This window comes from Pseudogracilibacillus auburnensis (assembly GCF_003201975.1).
Lineage (GTDB): Bacteria > Bacillota > Bacilli > Bacillales > Amphibacillaceae > Pseudogracilibacillus > Pseudogracilibacillus auburnensis.
Genome location: NZ_QJJQ01000004.1, coordinates 84,349 through 104,650, shown reverse-complemented (window position 1 = coordinate 104,650; position 20,302 = coordinate 84,349). Strand labels below are relative to the sequence as shown.

Here is a 20,302-nt window from a genome sequence, read left to right as displayed (position 1 = left end):
CTGTCTTGGTGACATTGATCTTTCCCATCTTCATAAAGATGGGAAAATCATTTGTCACGAAAAGATCAGAAATCAATACTAAAGATATGGCATCTGTAGTAAGCGTTTTCAGGTCATTTACTATCATACTATCATTTTAGGAATAAATCAACATTAACTTATAACATTATAATGTTATAAGCCAAAATAAAGATGAAAAACAATCGTTTCTCACTGTAAATGTGATATTTATTCTATTACTTCTAAACAAACTGGCTTGTTAACTTGGTAAGAGTGACCCGTTTTTTGTAACCTGCCATCTCCCAAAATCTTCATCACTACTAAACTGTTAGTATGTTCATTAGCAACTACAATATATTGCTCATTTGGTATAATCACAAAATTTCTCGGCCATTTACCATCTGTTTTAATCTGGTTAATCGTCGAAAGTGATCCATCTCTTAAAACCTTATAAGCTGTTAGCGAATGATGTCCTCGATTAGATACATATAAGTAATCTCCTACTACGGTTATATGAATATCAGCGCCATAATTATCTTCCTTAAATGTCTCTGGTAAAGTTGGTAACACTTGTAGTAAATGAATCCTTTTTAGATGTTCATCATATGCGTATGTTAAGACCGTTGAATTAAATTCATTTACAACGTAAAAAATCGACAGTGATGGATGAAACGTAATATGGCGTGGCCCAGAGCCTTTAGGTACTTCCTGATCACGAAGAAAAGTTAGTTTACCTGTTCTTTGATTAAATGTGTAAAAATATAATTTATTTAACCCTAAATCTGTCGCAACAAAATATGAAGTTTTCGGAATTTTTCTTATTGCATGAATCTTAGAAGGTAAAAATCCATCGTCGTGATAAAAATGATAGTCAACTTCTCTTCCAATTGCTCCACTTTTTTCTATTTTGTGAATGATGATACTTCCATTAGAATAATTTGCTGTAAATAAATATTCGTCAGTACAGTCTATCTCAAGATAGCATGGTCCACCTTTTGTTTTTTGTCTATTTAATTCATGAATCGTGCATAGATCTTTATTAATTTCGAAACTAACGACTTGACCATTTTGCACTTCACTTACTGTAAATAAGTGACTTTTTCGATGATTTATTGTTAGAAATGAAGGATTTTCAATTCCGTTACATGAATGAACCTTACTTAGTTGTCCTTTTTCAGCATCAAAATGTAACCAATGAATCGTCTCTTCTACTGCCTTTCCATAACAACCAACGAAAAGATTATATTTTCGATTACTCATTTTTCTTCTCCTTCATTAATAAATCGGTAAAACGTGAAAAAACACATTTGGTGATGCCATCCGATAGTAATAACTACACCAACCTAAACTAGTAGAATGTTCTATATTTGGTGAGTAATATAACCTTTCTTGTTCAAGTTCATCAATAAAATTTATTTCTTCGTTCAAATAATCGTTTATTCTACAAGAGGCGGTATCTAGTCGATTTATTAAACCACCATAACGAATATCAATTACTTCCCAACCAAATGGTTTATTCATTCTTAACCATTGATTCCGGTGCGCTTTTCTCAGATCATTTACTCGATTTATTATTTCTGGGATGATTACGTTAGCTATATTTTTTAACTCTTTACGATCCTTATTATCATAAGCCTCCTTTAGCTTCACACCAATACCTGCCTTTAAAGCTAGTACTCTACTCAATTTTTGAGGAACATCAAAGATATAATCTAGTTTATCCTTGTTATTTCGACTATGTTGAAATTCTTCCGCGAGGGATTGAAAATAACTATCCATATCTAGCCCCTCTATGTGTTTATCAAAAACTCCCAGCAAGATATCTTGCCATAATAAAAACTTTGAAGGATTTGTTTGTTCTAAATTGTCTGCCGCTACTCCTGGAGGTGTATCTAATTTATTAAACATTAAATATTTTTCTGCTGCTATTCCTGTACAGAAGGCAACTCTATCATATAATTTATCCTGATCTAATTTTTCTGCATAAGCATGTTCGGCATAATATTGCAAACCTAAAAGGGCTGTATAAGGATTGTTTTCAATACCATCATCTCCCCAAAGTGTAACAAAAACATCATCAACACCCGTTTGTTTACAAGCATTTAAAGCTGCTTCGCTCGCCTGTAATGATAATTGATAATTTGTTGCAAATGTATTCCATATCCACATTCCACCTGCAAATGCTGGTTTTTTGTTAAATGCTTTATGCTGTTCTATTATTTTTACATAATGGTCTGTGTCTGTTGAATTATATTGCCAATACATTAACTGTACTTGTTTAGGTGTTTGTTCAATAATATGATCTGGTATTTCAGTTGTTTTACTATATCTATCCCCCGTCTCAGAAGCTAACTTTAAGAACATATCACTCCACATCACTGCTTCTAAGCCAAGTTGATCTGTTATTTGTAAAACTCTATCCAAATGCACTGCCATTAGTTCAAAACGTGGTTTATACCCATTTTTGTTTAAAAATATGCCACGTCCCAACTCCTCTGCTTCGTCCATCCCTATATGAATGCGCTTACTTCTAAATGGTGTAGAAGCGGCATGAATCATTTTTTCAAGCAAGCTGTAGGTTGCTTCACTTTCTAACAGTAAAGCCCCTCTTGTATCTTTATACTGATAAGCTGCATCCCATTTCAAAAATTCTTCTAGATGTGCAAGCGTTTGGATACACGGAATTAGTTCAATTCCAAATTGGTGGGCGTAATCATCTAATTTTTTTAGTTCTTCCTCCGTATATCTTCCACGCATATACCCAAAGTACGGTTCGCCCTTTACTTCATATGTATCTTCCATATACAACATCGCTGAATCGAATCCCATCATAGCCAGGATACGAATCATTTCATAAAAACAATTTGGTTTCATGACAGCATTTCTTGAAAAATCAAACATAGGACCTACCGTTTTAAATTGAGCTGTTTCATCAAATGAAAACGTGGTTTCTCCTTTTTGAACTTTCTCTAAAAGCAGTCCGAATGCTCTAAAAAATTGATTTGTTTTTTGGTATATAATTTGCCCAGTACCATTATCAAAAGAAACAGTTAGACCATGGTGATCTTTATTCTGTTTACAAACCAATTCAATTTCTGCCGACTCTGAGATTTCAAAATTAAAATCTGTTTGCAATGCTTTTAAACCATTAAGCAAGCTTGGATAATCGTCAGCTAATTTAATTTTCAATATGAACACCTTCTTTTCTATTTTTTTGTTGTTCTCTCCAATCAAAGGGCGTGATGGAATGGAGCAGCGAAAAAATAATTGAAGATCAATTATTTTAATACATGATGTTACAATAGAATAAATATATCGTCAATCTTTTTATAAAAATTTTTATATAATATCTTAACTTTTGTACCAATAAAATGAGTTCAAACAGTTCGTTTGGTTAAGCTTGGGATGCTAATTATATCCTTGACAACCTTGTTATAATAAACCGTTTTTCAAAAGATTGGGAAGGGTTTGAATCATTGGCGCATGAATGCCATCTTTAGCCTGCTCCTCAATTTTTTGTTCTAAAAGTTTTAATCGTTGTTGAAATTCTTTTAGTTGCTGTAAATATTCTTGGTATGCAACTTGTGATGCAGACCGATCAAACTTCAAGCTATTCAGCTAATCCCAGTATTTTACCGTCCATTTTTTTGTGCCTTTCGGTGGTTTGATTTCGTTTCTAAGAAGAAACTTTGTTAATCTATGTTTGGCTCTTAATTCATCTTCTTTTACATCTTCTCGTGCTCGAACTAAATCTCGAAGCGCTTCATCATCTTCCGATGGTACATAGATAGGAGTTAATTCTCCAGCTCTATAAAGTGTTGCAAGTTTAATGGCATCACGTTTATCCGTTTTTACGCGTTCACCAGGCTTTTGTGGTATTAACGATGGCGCTATTACTTCACATTCAATATCTATACTCTTAAGGAATCGGTAGAGGCCATATCCAGTTGGCCCAGCTTCATAACAGACTTGAAGCTGTTCGGGGTCACCAAGTTTTCTCATTAGTTTTCTAATTTCCTTAATCTCATAGTTAATCATACCAATAAACCTTGGCTTAGAACGTCCCTCTTCCGCAACCGCTACTGCAATTTTTTCCTTTGATACGTCTAAACCGACGTATTTTGTGGTATTATTCATATTACTAGCTCCTTTCGTATTATAGCTCTGATTTGGGATTTAAATGTTGTATACACTATTCCCGAATTAACCTACGATATTACGATCAGGGGCTAGTTTCGTTCATGATAACTCCTGTGGGAGGATAGGCCTAAATAAGACCCTGCCCCGGCAAGGGGTATGCCGACGTTGGCCGCAAAGGCCGGTTTTAGTTGGCCCTCCTTTAATTTCGAGTGAGGAGGCTTATCAGCCGCCCACGGTAAAGGAGATACTGTGAAAGCAAGCGATAGTGCGGGTTGAACAGATGTCGCTCTTATGCCCTGTGGTGAAAGCGGAGTGCATTTCTGTAGCGATGGTATATTCACTATTTTAAAGTTACTGCACAGTTTATTTCAATTGCGTGATAATAGCAACAAACTTAACGGAGCAGGTGGAGTTTAGATGTAAACAGACTGTTTAGAGCAAAACAGTTAATCTCCAAAGTCAACTGGAGCACTGTATCTTCATCCCACTTTATTCTACGAAGGCTTTTTTGTTCATTTTACTCTACGAAAGTGGAGTAATATTTATTGAAAAACTACATTAAGGCATAATTGTGGTAAAATACTTGTAAATAACAGCAAATAAAGGCGGAATAAGACATGAATAAAAATCATTTATTTATTGGTCTTCGGGTTCTCATAGTGATTGTAGCATTTATTCTTGGGATATTTGCAATTTATTTTATCGGGAGATTAATGATACCGTTTATTATTGGTTTTTTTATTGCACTACTCATTAATCCTCTCGTTGATTTTTTTCAAGTGAAGACGAGAATGCCGCGTGGGTTTGCTGTGCTAACTTCGATTCTAGTTATACTTGGTGTTATATCGACAGCAATTACATTACTCGTAAATGAAATTATTCAAGGGTTCTCTTATTTATCGAGAGTTGTTCCCGAACATTATAAAAATTTCGCTGTTTATATGGAGAATTTATATAATGAGACGATTGCACCAATTTACACGAATTTACTTCATTTGTTTCGCGATCTTGATCAAAGTCAAAGAAGCACTGTTCTTGATAGCATGCAATTTATTGGAGAAAATCTGACGAATGCGTTTAGTTCGATAGTCCAAGCGCTCGGTAATGGGTTATATTTTATTATTACCAAGTTACCGAATTTCGCTACCATTTTAGTTATTTCCTTACTTGCAACATTTTTTATCAGTAAAGATTGGCACCGAATAGTGAAAGCCTTACATAAAAAAATACCGAAAAAAGTGCAATTCCGCATCAATCAAATTTATGAAGGGTTGCAAAAAGCCTTACTCGGTTTTTTAAAAGCGGAATTTAAGCTTACTTTTATCTCTGCGGTTATTGTTTTTATTGGCCTGCTAATCTTGAGAGTCGAGCATGCACTTTCGATTGCTCTCATTATTTGGATCGTCGATTTCCTGCCGTATCTTGGGGCTATCATTGTCTTTTTACCATGGGTCATTTATAGTTTTTCAACAGGTGAAGTTTTTCTAGGTACAGGCTTATCGATTTTATATGGTTTGATTGTTTTACAACGTCAATTAATAAAACCAAAAATATTATCATCTAGTATAGGGATAAGCCCTTTATTAACATTATTTACGATGTATGTCGGCTTTAAATTAATTGGTGTCATTGGGATTGTCCTTGGGCCATTAACATTTATTTTAATGAAAATTTTTCACGAAACAGGGATATTTAAAGATATATGGGCATTTATTGTCGGAAGTAACAGGAAAAATACTGGTGAAAAAGACTAAGAAGCCTTTCGTGTTATTTCGTTAGGATTTGACAACTTTTCTGATTTTAACTAATGAGGAATTGCCGGGCTAATAGCAAATCCAAAAGTTACAGGATGATTATGATGAGTGAGTGCTAGTTTTTGCATCAAACGATGGTAAAGCTCTTGGACATGAACTTGCCTACCTGTTAAAATCACCGGTACCAATGATCCGATTTGTTAAGGTAAACACGAATTTGTTCAACTGAAACGCACATTTCAACAAGGTTTTCTTTCGTTCAAAGTCTATCTTGTTCCAAAAGTTTGATGAACTTCCTTCATTCCATATGACATTTGTCATATAAAAATAATGACATATGAGTATTTTGAAAGATCGTGCCTTCTATTAAGATAAAAGTAGTCATTATATTAGGAGGCACTTATGTCTAAAGAAAAAACCGTCCAATTACACAAAAGTGTAGCACCATTTACTCATGCAAATAATCGAAAAAGCATCATTCAAATAATAAATACGATTCCACCAGTATTTCTTTGCTGGTTCTTTGCTTTCCAAAGTTTATCTATTTCCATTTGGTTGGCATTCGTATTTTCCTTACTTGCTTCAGGGTTTGTCGTTCGAACGTTTATCATTTTTCATGATTGCACACATGGTTCGTTTTTCCACCATAAAAAAACGAATGATTTTCTTGGTACATTGACAGGGGTAATTACATTATTTCCTTATGAAAAGTGGAAAAGAGAACATGCTATACACCATGCTTCAAGCTCCAATTTAGATAAACGAGGCATTGGTGACATATGGGTGATGACGATTGATGAATATGTAAAAGCAACAAAATGGCAACGTCTTATGTATCGCTTGTATCGCAATCCATTTATCATGTTTGGACTTGGACCACTTTATTTAATTCTCGTTTCAAATCGAATGAATCGGAAAAATGTTCGAAAAAAGGAACGAAATAATACGTATTTAACAAATGTTCTCATTATCTTATTTTATGGTTTGATCTTTTTTATCGTAGGCTGGAAAGCATTTTTAATCGTGCAAGGAGTGACACTTTATGTTGCTGCTGCACTTGGCATTTGGTTATTTTATATACAACATACATTTGAAGACTCCTATTTTGAGGAAGAATCAGAATGGAATTATGTTAAAGCAGCTGTCGAAGGGAGTTCCTATTATGAATTACCACGTGTCTTGCAATGGTTAACTGGAAATATCGGCTATCATCATGTACATCATTTAGCGCCACGTGTTCCCAATTATCATTTAGAGGAAGCACATGAAACAACTCCTCCACTTCAATATGCTACTAAGATTACGCTTATCACTAGTTTGGATTCTTTACGTTATCGGCTTTACAATCCAATGACAAAATCATTTGTTACGTTTAGAGAAGCGAATCAGTATATACAAGGGACAAAAAGAGAAACGTTAACTAAACTGAGTTCTCAAAGTAAATAAGGGAGAAACAGTCATTTATGATGGCTGTTTTTCTTTTTGAAAAATTGATACAATATTTGTAAGAAGGACGGTGAATGTCATTTGCAACGTTGGTACAGTATTTTCCCAAAAAGTCCATGGCTAAGTATTTATACATGGGTTATATTTTGTTTGTTGCCGTTCTTTTTTATTTTTAGATCGTCTTCCCTTATTGAAATTGCGATCGGCATTGCATTGTTACTATTATTTTTCATCTGTTACATCTTCTCTTTTAAAGCTAAAAGTGGCATCGTGTATATGTGGCTTAGTTTTGAAATGGTCATTAATATTATTATGTCCCTATTGTTTGGATTTGTTTATTTTGCATTATTTACTGCTTTTTTTATCGGAAACATTAGAAATACAACAGGCTTCTTCATTATGTATGGACTCCATATCGCAACAATATTAGGTGCTATCATTGCGGGATTTTTCATCAAAATTGATCTATTTTTACCGCAAATACATTTTATCTTAATTTGTCTAATTGGAACAGTTTTACTTCCATTTAATTTATACAACCGGAATAAACGTGAAAACTTAGAAGGTCAACTCGAAATGGCTAAAGAGCGAATATCTGAACTCGTTGTTTTTGAAGAACGACAACGAATTGCTCGTGATTTACACGATACACTTGGGCAAAAACTTTCATTAATCGGTCTGAAAACAGATCTCGTTGGAAAATTAATTTCACGTGATCCTGATCGTGCTGAAAAAGAATTACATGATATTAGAAAAACAGCAAGCTCTGCATTGAAAGAAGTACGCGAACTAGTGTCAGATATGCGATCAAAAAAATTAGCAACAGAATTAATTCGTGTAAAACAAATTTTAAAGGCAGCAAATATTGATTTATCGATTAACGGTGATCCTCGATTTACTTCCATACCGCCAATTACGGAGAATGTGTTAAGTATGTGTATGAAAGAGGCTGTCACTAATGTTGTAAAACATAGTTATGGGAGTAGTTGTGAACTTACTTTTGAACAACTTTCAGACGCATTCAATATCGTGGTAAAAGATGATGGAATCGGTATTCCAGGTTCCGGAAAAAACTTACCTGGTAGTGGTCTGGATGGGATAAGAGAAAGGCTCGAATTTGTCAATGGGCATTTAGGAATTGAAGCTAATAATGGTACTACGTTAACCATTAGTGTTCCAGCAGTTATTAAACAAATAAGTCGAGGTGATAAGTCTTGATTCAGATTGTTATTGCAGAAGACCAAGGAATGATGCTTGGCGCCTTAGGTTCTTTATTAAATATGGAGGATGATTTTGAAGTAATAGGAATGGCTCAAAATGGGGAAGAAGCCGTTGATCTTGTTCAAGAACTGAATCCTGATATTTGTATTATGGATATTGAGATGCCCTTAAAAACTGGACTAGATGCAGCCGAAGAATTAAAAGGAAGTCCATGTAAAATTATTATCTTAACCACTTTTGCACGAACTGGCTATTTTGAACGTGCTCGGAAAGCCGGAGTTCGGGGTTATTTATTAAAAGACAGTCCGATCGAGGAACTAGCGGATGCAATACGAATCGTAATGGAAGGACGTCGAATTTTTGCTCCCGAACTTGTTGATATCATGTACGGAGATGACGATATAACAGAAAATCCATTAACAGAGCGTGAAAGCGAGGTACTTCGCCTCGTCTCCAAGGGAAAAACGACGAAGGAAATAGCTGGTGAATTATTTTTATCACATGGAACAGTTAGGAATTACATTTCTACTATTTTAGATAAACTAAATGTAAGTAATCGAATTGAGGCCATTTCACGATTCAAAGAAAAAGGTTGGTTTAAATAAATGAGGTATTTCGGATTATCGTGTGGAAAGATGAAAAATGTCGAGGGTATGTGCTTGATTTAACAAATGGAATATGCAAAGTCACCTCCATGCGAATCACGTTGACAATGGCTTGAAAAACAAGTAAATGTTTGCACACTGGAACTTTACGCAGTGAGGGTGAAATTTCAGCACTTTTTTAGAGTTTTACGCACTTTTTGTTATTTTTACGCACTTGCTAGCACTTTTTACGCAGTTTTATAAATTTTTCCGCACTTTATTAAATAGTTCAGCAATCACTATCGATTTTTACGCACCTTCGGAAATGTTTGCGTACTGACATTGAAGTTTTACATATTTCGAAAATGAATATCCCCACATGGAAGATTGAATGAAAACCGTCATTCATTTTATAAGAAACTTCGTATGAATTTCGAAAATAGATTTGCATAACGTTAGATAGTAGTTGACTTTTATGACCTCTATTAGCACTTCCTAGGACTGTGCATTCGCTCGAAGACTTTGCGCCTATGATAACTCGCCATAATAAACATTGTGCGTCTTGGGAGGAAGGGCATCGATGAGTGTTAGCAAATATATTCCATTTGCGTGATGAGAAGGCAAAAGTTCCACACTATTTCCCGATTACTCAATAAACAAAAACAGACATGATTACACGTAAAAACCATGTCTGCTTATGTTTTACATCATTAAAAGATAGGCAAGGAGCGTCCCGAGAGAGCCAAAAAACAGCGTAAAAATAATATTATCAAATGTAATTCGATACGGATTTTGTTCTGTATGAAAAGACGTAATCGTAATTAACAGTCCATAAGTACTGACAGCAAAAGTAGACACAGAACTCGTTATTAAAATGATTGCTAAACTAATAGGATCAATAATTTCCATGAGTGGCCCGATTAATCCTGTCAAAATTCCAATGGAAGCGATCGAATGAACACCGAATAAACTCATCATTAAAATAAATAATTGAATCATAAACATTAATAAAAGCGGTGTCTCGGAAAATTTTAAAATAAACTCATGAATATACGTCGAAGCATCTGAAGCGGTTATTGCACTACTAAATAGGGCAAGAGATACGAATAACACGATGAAATTATGCATCGCATTTGTACTATTCTTCCACGCATGCCAACCGACGACTGTAAATCGATGAAGTCGTTTAATAGCAATTGCCCACAAAAAAGTGAACGGGACGATTAATAACGTAATCGTCATAATAAAATCAAGTTGCTCAATATTGCCTGCTAAAACGATGATAGTTAAAAATAAAATTAATGCACTTAACAAACCGATTGTTTTTTTAATATCATGCCGGCTAAAGCTTTGCCTACTTCCGACCTCATCATATGAATGTTTTTTAAACTTTAATCTCCCTATCAAATTATCTATCAAAAATACGATCGTTACGATCATTAACAACCATGGCAAAACGTGAATATATTTTACTCCAGTAACAAACACGCCAACTGCAACGAGTATTTCTAACGGGCTCCATAATAATGCCATCGTATAACTTCGAACAGATGCCATATTAATAAATTGATTGCGTAGCCGCTTCGGAAGTGATTTCAGATTAGTTTTAATGATACTCTGTGAAATAGTAATTGCCGGTAAATTCAAAAAGGTTGCCAATGAAAATGTCGATATGGAGCTCCTATTATACATCGTTCCTAAATCTTTCGTATTCATCTTCATCATTTTACTTAACAAATAATCATAACGCCCACTTCTTACGACACTATTCATCCATGGAAGCATCATGAATAATGTTAATAACGGAAAATTGTTTTTTAAAATGAAGATAATCTCTATGATCGGCGTTTTCGTTGTTGAATAAAGAGTGATACCTATTAGGACGAATGCAATTCCTAACGTTTTGAAAATTGGCGTTGCCCTTACAAAAGCGAATAGGAACATTACTATTGCGCATATCGATAGAACGATATGTAAAAAGGACCGTTCCAAAAAGAAATTAATCAAATGAATAATGAAAACAGACCCATAAAAAATATAAATATGATTGTAAAATGATGAACTTTTCATTCCCCACCCCAAAATACATACAATGATAACTTATTCATTTTATCATACGGGGTCGTGTAATTTAATAAAAGTGCCTAGACAATTAAATCTATTAATCCCACTTCTTCATTCTCTGAATCACTTTTTTATTAAATAAAGAGATGAACGTCTCTTTTCCTTCTGATGTTTTTTGTTTATGCCATTCATTGTAACTTGCTACAACAATTAGGATAGTTCCTGCAATAAGTAAGTATGCCCACCAAGGCATTGAACCCCATAATGGTCGTGTCTGTAATAATACATTTAATAGCAATACTCCTACCCCAATAAGGAAAAATGCTTTTAACTTGAACATCATTCCGCATAACAATGATACAAGTGCAAGCGTTCCTAAAATTAAAGCATCATATATCGTTCCACTTTGATATGCGTCTTGAACGAGAATAAGCGACGTAACAAGTAATACTCCCCATTGAATATAATTTACAATCATCCTCTGTTGCTTAGAGGCAAATCTTTTTAATAAAATGGTAAGTCCAACCCAAGGCAATACATATAATTCAACCCTGATTAGCTCTGATACCTGTATATCGTTTAATACTGTGTAATATGGTTCCAACAAATAAACGACGGCAAAAAATATGACCCATTTCGGTGGAATAAATGGAATTCGTTTCCGTTGTAATAAAACACCTAAAGAAATAAGCAAACCTGGAAATGCATTTTCCCATAGTGTGTCTCCTGCAAAAACATATAAAGAAAGTAAGGCAAAAAATCCAAATATCGTGTACCAATCGATAATAGGTAATTTGTTTTTAACAGCTGGATATAAACTTGGATATAAGATATAGCCAGTAATGAATAATAAGATTGCAAAAATGAAGATAAATATATACTCCATTTCAGGATATGAAAAAGTAAATTTGACGATTGCAATAAAAGCGAAAGTTATAGGGACACATGTAAATAGATCCCAGCTTATTAGACGCATAAATGCCAAAAGTAAAACAGCGTAAAGTATTGTCATCCCAAATGCTTGAAAGTTAAATGGATCTACTAAAATGAAGATGAAAAGACCAATCATCGAAAACGGAATAACATAAAAGCTAATCCTTTTTCTCCAAACAGAGGCAACCCAAAATGAAGTAGCAGTTAAAGCAATACTTGTAATGAGCCAAGCATAATGAGCATATCCGTTCCAATCAATCAAATAGAAAAGATATGTTAAAGTAAGCCAGAAAGAAGTGGAGCAAGCATATAAAAATGTTTTCACCTTCCATTCTCTTGTTACCTTAAACAGACTATATCCATAAATGATTGTTACTAAAAGGGCAGCCCCAAAAATCATTTCCTCATAAACCAACATCGATGAAAATAATGCCATTGGTAAATAAATATGACCGACCCACCAAAATGCTTTTGCTAATACTCTGTCATATGTTTTTATGCCGCTTCCTATAATTAGCAATAATAGGGCACCAACAGGTAATTGCAATGAATGAAACAGCTCTGAAGTAATAGTTACATTCCCATGAATGGCATATAAAGCTGTTAAATAAAAGACGAGCGTTACACTACTGACGATGTATGGTGTAAATATAAATGTTGTTTTTCTATACAACAAATAAGCCATCACAATTCCACCAAAAAAGATGGTCGCTCGTACAGTTGGATTAAAATCATAGTGTAAAAGATGGAATGTAGCGAACATGCCAAATAAATAAAAACCTTGTGAAACGAAAAATGCAGGCCGATACAATCGCTGTTTTTTAAAATAACGCCATCCCCCACTTGCAACTAAGACGACCAAACTTGCTATAATGAATCCGACTGGTTCTGATGCCACAAGACTATGATAAAAAAATTGCTTTTCTTGTATCTCCATATAAAACATTGTAATAGCAAACCCTAGAGTAATAGGATGAATCCACATAGCAGATTGACTCTTTGTGATGATAACTCTTTTTTCAAACCGGATCATCAATAAAGCAGTCAAACTAATGAACAATAACATCATACCACCTTGCCACCAATGATTGATGATCCATTCTAGAAAAAAACAAAGGATCATGATCAAAGCTGCAATATCACGTGAACTACTTTTAATTGATTGAAAAAAAGGAACATTTAATAGACAGCCGAACACCACATATAAGGAAAATGCAGCAAAGAACATTGGTAAAACAAGTGAATCATACCCAAAAATGGTCTGCCCAATTCTGATTATTTCAAGCAATGCCATACTAAAAAATATCGGACCTAAATAATGAATAAATATTTTCTTCGTCTTATTAGCTAAATAGATGAAATTTATCGCAATCAATACGTAAGCAATGCAAAGAACGATAGAAGGTTGATCAGCACGAACCCAAAAACCTTGTATTGTGATAAATAAAAATGCACATCCTGAAACAAATGCACTCGTATAATTAAATATTTTCGCTAGGTTATGTTTGTCTTCTCCGAATTTGGGAATAGCTAAAAAGATAAATCCAAGCAGCGCATAAGCGATAGGTCCAACTTCACTCATAGATGAAAATTCAATCATTTGGTATGCCCCGTAAACGAGCATGACGGTAAAAACAAAATGATAATGTTTATTCTTTGTTACATAAATCATCGCTAAATAGATAAAAGCGGTTAAAATTAAGTTGAAACCATGTACAAATTCATTACTATAAAATACGAGTAATAAAAGCGTCGATAAAATAACATTTGCTTGAAGAAAAAGGAGCAATTCTTTCGTGAAAAAGTTGAAACGACTTCGATCATTCATAGGTTTATAGATTAGTATTAAGGCACTATTATACATCATCATACTTAAATAAAACCCATCAATTGGAAGGTCGAACCACGCCAATAAAAATCCTACCAAAAAAGTCATTATTACATATGTAAACCAAACAAATAGACGTGCTTGTAATTTAATTGCTAGCATCAAATAAATTGGCAATATGATCAAACTTCCTAATGCACCAAGAAGAAAACGTCCTTCCCCATCAAAAGATAAATAAGACCCTAGTTGCCCAAAAAAACCGATCGATAAAATAATAATTGGTAAAAATAAACTGCCAAGAACATGGAATGAGAATGCAGTTTTCTTAATTTTCAACATCCGTTCTGTAAAAATAGCTAATCCAAAAAACATGATGGAAACAAATGCAATCATCCCGGTTTTCATCCAATTTGATAGAATATCCCATGTACTTGTTGCCAAAAATGTACCTGCGATTAATAGAAAAATAACCCCAATACTTAATGACCATGTTATATTTCGTTCCCGTATTTCTTGTGCTGATAATTTCTTCTTTTGTGGTGTCACTTTCTTTTGCTCATGTTTTACTTGAGATGAGGACGTAACAGTATGAGTAATTTTTTCACTTTCAACTACACGATGTAAATCATCATAATAACGTTTATGGGCACGCAAAACATAGTGATAAACGTTTTCTTGAATATATTTTTTCTTATAAAGTGTATCTAATTCTTCCTTCATTATTTGCTTTCTTTTTTCATCAGGCATTTTCCCCAACGGTTACACCTCTTTGTTCCAATCTTAATTGGAATTTTTTGAACACTCCCCGCTTAACTACCTTACGACCAGTTTGAAGTGGGAGTCTTCAGCCCTAAGAAAACGATAAAAGTCTCATCCCACTCTTACTATAATTTTACAACATTTCATTGCTATTTTTTTGTAAAATTATAGCTAAAGCATTCGCTTAATGGAATGAATGACTTTCATTTGATGAAAATGTTCAAATCTTATAAAATTTTCTTTCTGCATAAGCAAACTAATAGCTTGTAAGTTTTATTAAAATTGGGCGCTATATATTTTATATCTGAAAATTCCGCATTAATTTGAAACGAAACAAAAAAACACCTAAACTGCCTAGTTTTATTCTAGGCAGAAAATAGAATACGCCATGGAGAACAAAAATACTGAATCACTATAGTATCCAAATTAAATTAGGATTAAAAAATCCTATTGGTTTGACCATCCGAGTACATAGCATTTTTTCCTGTTCTCTTCCGACTCGGAAACCAACTAAAGTTTCAATAGGGAAGAACAAAGTACGTGGAAATCGAGAAATTCACAGGATGGCTCTCTTCAACTTAATCACCCGATAGTTTAGGTATATTTTTATTGTCTCCGTATTATAGCATCACTATATGCAAATCTCTAACTTTCGCAATGAGTTATTTATCATTTTATAAAGCAAATCTACGGTTGAATAACTTATTAATTGCTGATCTGACATTTGCTCTAGAAATACCTACATCACTTAAAACCATTGCATAATAAAGCCACTCTAAAACTATCAAATCCATTATTACATATGAATCAAATTCTTCATCAATATTTCCATGTGCAATATTATTCCTCTGCGTTTGTATTCTTGCAGAAATATCCGAGTATTTTACTTCAGTCACACCATTCAAATTATATAATTGCCTAATAAACAAATTTAGTTCATTACTAAATTCATTCAACGCCCAATTAATTTTATCTGATAATGTCATATTGCTTCTCAACAATAAATTTCTATAGCTTTTAAAATACTTCTTTTTCTTACCAGTATTTTCTTCTATTTTCTCTTCTAAAAACGCTAGAATTTCTTGCCTTTGATCCTTGTATTTATCTTCACTTACCCTACTTAATTCTTTATAAGTGAACCGAAATTGCCACTCAAACCCCGCTGTTATCATAATAACACGAGAAGGCGTTATTATGTTTTGATCCAATGAGGTCTCTGGAATATGTGTTATATATATATCGTTTTCAGCTAACTTTTCAAATAGTTGGCCTAAATGTTCTTCTAAAAGAGGAAAATCAATTAAACGTTCTTGCAATACTTTTTTCTCTTCAGTATGATGTGATTGTAAGTCTTTAATATATAACCTCCCAACCTTCCGATATTTACCTTCTTCATTTTTCTTTTTTAGAATTAAATGTTTGAAATTAATATTTTTCCTGTATGTAATAAATTTCAAAAAGCTGTAAGTTACATTCGCTAATCTCTCAACTAATTCAAATTCATTAGTAGGTTTGAAATAGAGGTTCAATTCTGTTTGCAATTTGATGGGCATCGTAGATACATGTGAATAGGTTCTTGATATGTTTAAGCTACCTTGTATAGTTTGACCTTCAATGTTAAATTCAAATTGTTTTTCAGTATTTTCAAATGATTCCATTTTCAACTCTGATTGTCCAGTATCTGGAGAATGCATAAATGAATATGATTGTTTTATATTGTGAAACCAATTTAGTTCATCTGCATGAATTTGTATTCCATCATACGATGTCTCTTCCTGTTCAAAAATTATATATGAATATAACGAAGCACTGTGTGTTTTGGCACCTGTTTTAATAATATCTGTAACATTAAAATGTATTTCTTTCCCGTTATCAAAGTCATTTCCTATTAATAGATTTGGTACATTACTATTTTTAGAATTGTCTGGATTAAATAGATAGTCTATATCATCAATGAAAATTTTATCTCTATTTTCAATTTCTTCAATTTCGAGAGTAAAACTTTTTAACTTAAAGACACAGTTTTTATCTTCATATTTCAATAATCCCGTTATCAATTCTAAAACCTCCTTAAAGCCTATTTTAACAAGTATAAAAGTTCCTCTAGTTTCTGAACAAGAATTAAATAGAATTCTTTCATTAACCCACCCTATAGTACAATAACTTCTATATAAAATAGCGTTAATCCTTCTTGAATAATGTACCCGTTAGCTTCAAAAGGATTTTCAATCAAAATAGTTCTAAACATAATCCCGTATAATCTTATTAGGTATGTGGATGTCTTTTATGTATATATGTAAGTCTATTTCTAATATCTATATAACGGTTAAAAGCTCTTTCTCTTTCATTTTTCACATTTTCTATATCTTTATCCAAAGCACCTCCTACCACTTCAATTGCATCTTTTACCTTTGAATTTGTTTTATTACGATAAGTTACCCCACTTAAAACTTGCGAACAACTACTTAAATAGTGGTAACGTTCTTTTGTTTTCTCATGCTCTATTGTTGCTTGAAATTCTGGACCTAGCTCTAAAGTTGGAAAGTTATCGCTAGTTATGTGATTATTTTCTCTAACTAGTAGAATACGAAAATCCTTAATACTAACAACTTTGTAGTCTTTATTTATCAAATTTTGCTTTTTTAGATGTGCGGTAATCTGGATTCCTTGCTCTGTCTCTTCAGGAACAAGCTCTAAAAAATCGTTAAGTATTAACGGTTCCTTTTTTAAGACGTGGTAATTCCCTCTTGCTCTTAGATCATAATTGAAGTTAGATAGTTGGTCGTGCCTTACTAAGTCGATGTAAACATGACCATACGAATGTACTTCTTCACTTAGATTCAACATCATTGTGCTAAACAAAAAAACGTAATCATTAGAAAGTAAACTAGGAATATTCGAGTTCAAATAATTTGGTATGACATCACCTACATAAACAACATCATATTTTTCTCGCCCGTTTATCCCTAAAGGAAACCTACTCATCTCTCCTCTTTCATACATACAAATTAATCCTCACCTTCCTACTTTATAAATTTTTATAATATTGTTACATTAATCCATGGAACATTATATTTCCGTATATATTCCCTTTAAGTTTTTTGTTGCTCCAACCTACTCCGTTAGTTTAAGAACACTGTTTCACAATTTCTTTATCATCGTTAATTTTACCATAAATTCCAAAAATTATTTTCTAATCTTTTCCCTATTTTCTAGCTCACTAATGTAACAACTTTCCTAGATTGATTGAGAGTGTGTCTTGTTAACTGATTCTCTAAACATTAATAAGATTTTATTTTCGCATGTTGTTTGTTCTTTTTACCTTTTCCATTCCATAATATGGATGAAATATTATGGAAAAAGTATTGAATTGATATTGAAAAGATCATGAACGAATATTGCGGATAGATTGAGCCACTAATGTGTAGTTTTGAACTAGTCATTACGGAGAAAAGAGCCACCTTTTGCGGACTGAAGAGCCAGTACAATAGATAGAGAATAGCCTCTTGTATAATAAAGTTGCATGCAAATAAGCATGACACTATTATGGTAATGTAAAAAGTTCTATGAAAGAAGCTAAAAATAAGCTTTTTGAATTTCGGTGGCACGGAAACGACGGTAAGTTGTAAAATGAAATGCCGTAGTGGTAAATAAAAGGACTCATGGTAAACCGTGTGTAATGTTAATTACCACAAAAAACATATACGGAGGAATACCCATAAGTCTATTACAGTCAAACCCAAAACCGAGAAAGAATAAACACATAACCGAAAGAGAACGTTATGATATTGAAAAACTATCAGAAATGGGTTTAAAGCCTGCAGCTATTGCTAAACAGTTAGATAGGCATAAACTTACAATTGAAAGGGAAATTGCGAGAGGAACAGTTAAACAGCTTAATAGTGACTTGAGCAAAAGATATGATTATTGTGCCGATGCCTCCTAACGTATTTATCAACTAAATGCAACGAATAAAGGTCCTGATTTGAAAATCAGTAATGATCATAAACTCGCGTAGCATATTTAGAAAAAATAGTAAAAGACAAATATTCTCCTGCTGCTGCCATTAGTGAAATTCATGCGCAGGAATTGGATTTTGAGACGACCATTTGCACCAAAACATTATACAATTATATTGACCAAGAAGTGTTTTTACCCCTCACAAATAAAGACCTTCCCGTAAAGAAAAACAAAAAGAAAGGGAGTTATAATAAGTTAAAATTACTCACAAAAATCTCAAAAGAACAAGCATTGAGAAACGACCCGAAGAGGCTGAATACAGAAACGTTTATGGACATTTGGAAATCGATTGCATGATAGGAAAACGCAAAGGAAGTGGAGCAGCTCTGCTGGTGTTAAGTAAACGAAAATCACTTGAGGAAATCATTTATAAGATGCCAAATAAACCCGGAAATCTGTCAGCGATGCAGTTGATGATCTAGAGAGAAAATATGGTATAAAACCTTTCCAAAAACATTCAAAACCATTACGGTTGACAACGGCAGTGAATTCTTAGACTTTGAAGGTTTAGAACAATCCATCCATTCAACAGAAGAGCCACGAACGAACGTTTACTATGCACATCCTTTTAGTTCATGGGAACGCGGAACAAATGAAAACCCAAATAAATAAATTAGACGATTCATCCCAAAAGGTGCCGATATAAACGATTTTGGTGACAAGGAAATAACGGATATTGAAAACTGGATGAACGCCTATCCACGAGGCATATTCGGCTATAAAACTGCTAAGGATATCGCAAAAGAATGCAAGCAAATCGCAACTGAAACAGAACAACAAAAAGCACAATAAAAACAAGTAAACAAATATAATAAAACAGATAATTCGCAATATAAGGAATTACCATAAACTAAGACGGCATTTAAACTTGCACTTTTCAGTTGATTTAATATTTAAAATAATATATTAACATTATAAGGTATATATGGTATAATTTAAATATTACTTTAAGAGAGGGTGCTTATGAGAGATGCGATTTAAAAAGGTAAATATCTTTATAGTAGGTTTATTGATGGTATCAAGTGTATTTGCTTTTGATTCAGTCCAAGCCCAAACTCAGGTTCAGGAACAAGAAGTGACTAGTATTTCACCAACTCATTGTAGGACATTTTATGATATGGCTAGAAAAACTAATCTACCCACAGTGGTAGGAGTATATGGGAACTTTTTTGCAGGAACCTCCACTTATTTTGCATACAATTTTGCAATAAGTAATTCATTTTCTTCATTTTATGCAGGTGTATGTAAATGAACTATTTTATGAGAATAACAATTTATTAAAGTATGGTCAAAAATCATGTAAAACTTAGAATTTTTATTTAGAGTGTTTGACAATTTAAAGAATTAATAACCTTGATTGGTTATATAATTCAGAGGTCTATTACATCATGGCATCTGTTAAATTCATAGAAACTATGATAAGAAGATTGATATTAGATATGAATAATCTATGTTGAATTCTCTTCTTAATGATATTTCCATTTTAGCTTTGATTCCATGACTTCATAACGATTACAAGAATAAAATTAGACAGATATAGTATAGCGTGTAAA

The 20,302-nt window shown here is 33.3% G+C and carries 14 protein-coding genes; 6 read left to right on the top strand and 8 right to left on the bottom strand.

What is annotated here, in order from left to right:
* Positions 1-228 precede the first annotated feature (228 nt).
* The 4 genes from DFR56_RS07225 to DFR56_RS07215 form a co-directional block, all read right to left on the bottom strand.
* Entirely contained in the window at positions 229-1,260 is a 1,032-nt protein-coding gene (locus tag DFR56_RS07225) for a lactonase family protein (protein WP_110394775.1), read from the bottom strand.
* Between the two features lie 15 nt (positions 1,261-1,275).
* Positions 1,276-3,189: a beta-N-acetylhexosaminidase gene (locus DFR56_RS07220; RefSeq protein ID WP_110394774.1), complete on the bottom strand. Its 1,914-nt coding sequence runs from the start codon at positions 3,187-3,189 to the stop codon at positions 1,276-1,278.
* A 243-nt stretch (positions 3,190-3,432) separates the two neighbouring features.
* Positions 3,433-3,609, bottom strand: a complete 177-nt coding sequence (locus DFR56_RS23445) for a hypothetical protein (RefSeq protein WP_244916450.1) — start codon at positions 3,607-3,609, stop codon at positions 3,433-3,435.
* 9 nt (positions 3,610-3,618) lie between these two features.
* On the bottom strand, positions 3,619-4,137 hold the full coding sequence (locus tag DFR56_RS07215) for an IS110 family transposase (RefSeq protein WP_244916449.1): 519 nt from the start codon (positions 4,135-4,137) through the stop codon (positions 3,619-3,621).
* A gap of 620 nt (positions 4,138-4,757) precedes the next feature.
* On the opposite strand from DFR56_RS07215, the gene ytvI reads away from it, so the two are divergent.
* The 4 genes from ytvI to DFR56_RS07195 all read left to right on the top strand — a co-directional run bounded on the left by ytvI (position 4,758) and on the right by DFR56_RS07195 (position 9,166).
* Complete coding sequence (ytvI, locus tag DFR56_RS07210) at positions 4,758-5,894, top strand: sporulation integral membrane protein YtvI (RefSeq protein ID WP_110394773.1); 1,137 nt, start codon at positions 4,758-4,760, stop codon at positions 5,892-5,894.
* 402 nt (positions 5,895-6,296) lie between these two features.
* The gene (desA, locus tag DFR56_RS07205) at positions 6,297-7,340 is read left to right on the top strand and encodes a Delta(5) desaturase DesA (protein ID WP_110394772.1); all 1,044 of its coding nucleotides are present in this window, start codon (positions 6,297-6,299) and stop codon (positions 7,338-7,340) included.
* Positions 7,341-7,421: 81 nt separating this feature from the next.
* A complete protein-coding gene (locus DFR56_RS07200; protein WP_110394771.1) occupies positions 7,422-8,558 on the top strand; it encodes a sensor histidine kinase in 1,137 nt (378 codons plus the stop codon).
* Complete coding sequence (locus DFR56_RS07195) at positions 8,555-9,166, top strand: response regulator transcription factor (protein ID WP_110394770.1); 612 nt, start codon at positions 8,555-8,557, stop codon at positions 9,164-9,166. The genes DFR56_RS07200 and DFR56_RS07195 overlap by 4 nt, the downstream gene beginning before the upstream one ends.
* A gap of 681 nt (positions 9,167-9,847) precedes the next feature.
* Here DFR56_RS07195 and DFR56_RS07190 read toward each other — a convergent pair.
* The 4 genes from DFR56_RS07190 to DFR56_RS07175 form a co-directional block, all read right to left on the bottom strand.
* Entirely contained in the window at positions 9,848-11,215 is a 1,368-nt protein-coding gene (locus tag DFR56_RS07190) for a hypothetical protein (RefSeq protein ID WP_110394769.1), read from the bottom strand.
* Positions 11,216-11,306: 91 nt separating this feature from the next.
* The gene (locus tag DFR56_RS07185) at positions 11,307-14,717 is read right to left on the bottom strand and encodes an SCO7613 C-terminal domain-containing membrane protein (RefSeq protein WP_377725641.1); all 3,411 of its coding nucleotides are present in this window, start codon (positions 14,715-14,717) and stop codon (positions 11,307-11,309) included.
* A gap of 686 nt (positions 14,718-15,403) precedes the next feature.
* The gene (locus tag DFR56_RS07180; RefSeq protein WP_110394767.1) at positions 15,404-16,786 is read right to left on the bottom strand and encodes a HEPN domain-containing protein; all 1,383 of its coding nucleotides are present in this window, start codon (positions 16,784-16,786) and stop codon (positions 15,404-15,406) included.
* Between the two features lie 208 nt (positions 16,787-16,994).
* Positions 16,995-17,732: a hypothetical protein gene (locus DFR56_RS07175; RefSeq protein ID WP_110394766.1), complete on the bottom strand. Its 738-nt coding sequence runs from the start codon at positions 17,730-17,732 to the stop codon at positions 16,995-16,997.
* Positions 17,733-18,408: 676 nt separating this feature from the next.
* On the opposite strand from DFR56_RS07175, the gene DFR56_RS23955 reads away from it, so the two are divergent.
* Both DFR56_RS23955 and DFR56_RS07165 read left to right on the top strand, forming a co-directional pair.
* Entirely contained in the window at positions 18,409-18,675 is a 267-nt protein-coding gene (locus DFR56_RS23955; RefSeq protein ID WP_377723263.1) for a helix-turn-helix domain-containing protein, read from the top strand.
* Positions 18,676-19,719: 1,044 nt separating this feature from the next.
* Entirely contained in the window at positions 19,720-20,001 is a 282-nt protein-coding gene (locus DFR56_RS07165; protein WP_110394765.1) for a hypothetical protein, read from the top strand.
* Positions 20,002-20,302: the final 301 nt, after the last annotated feature.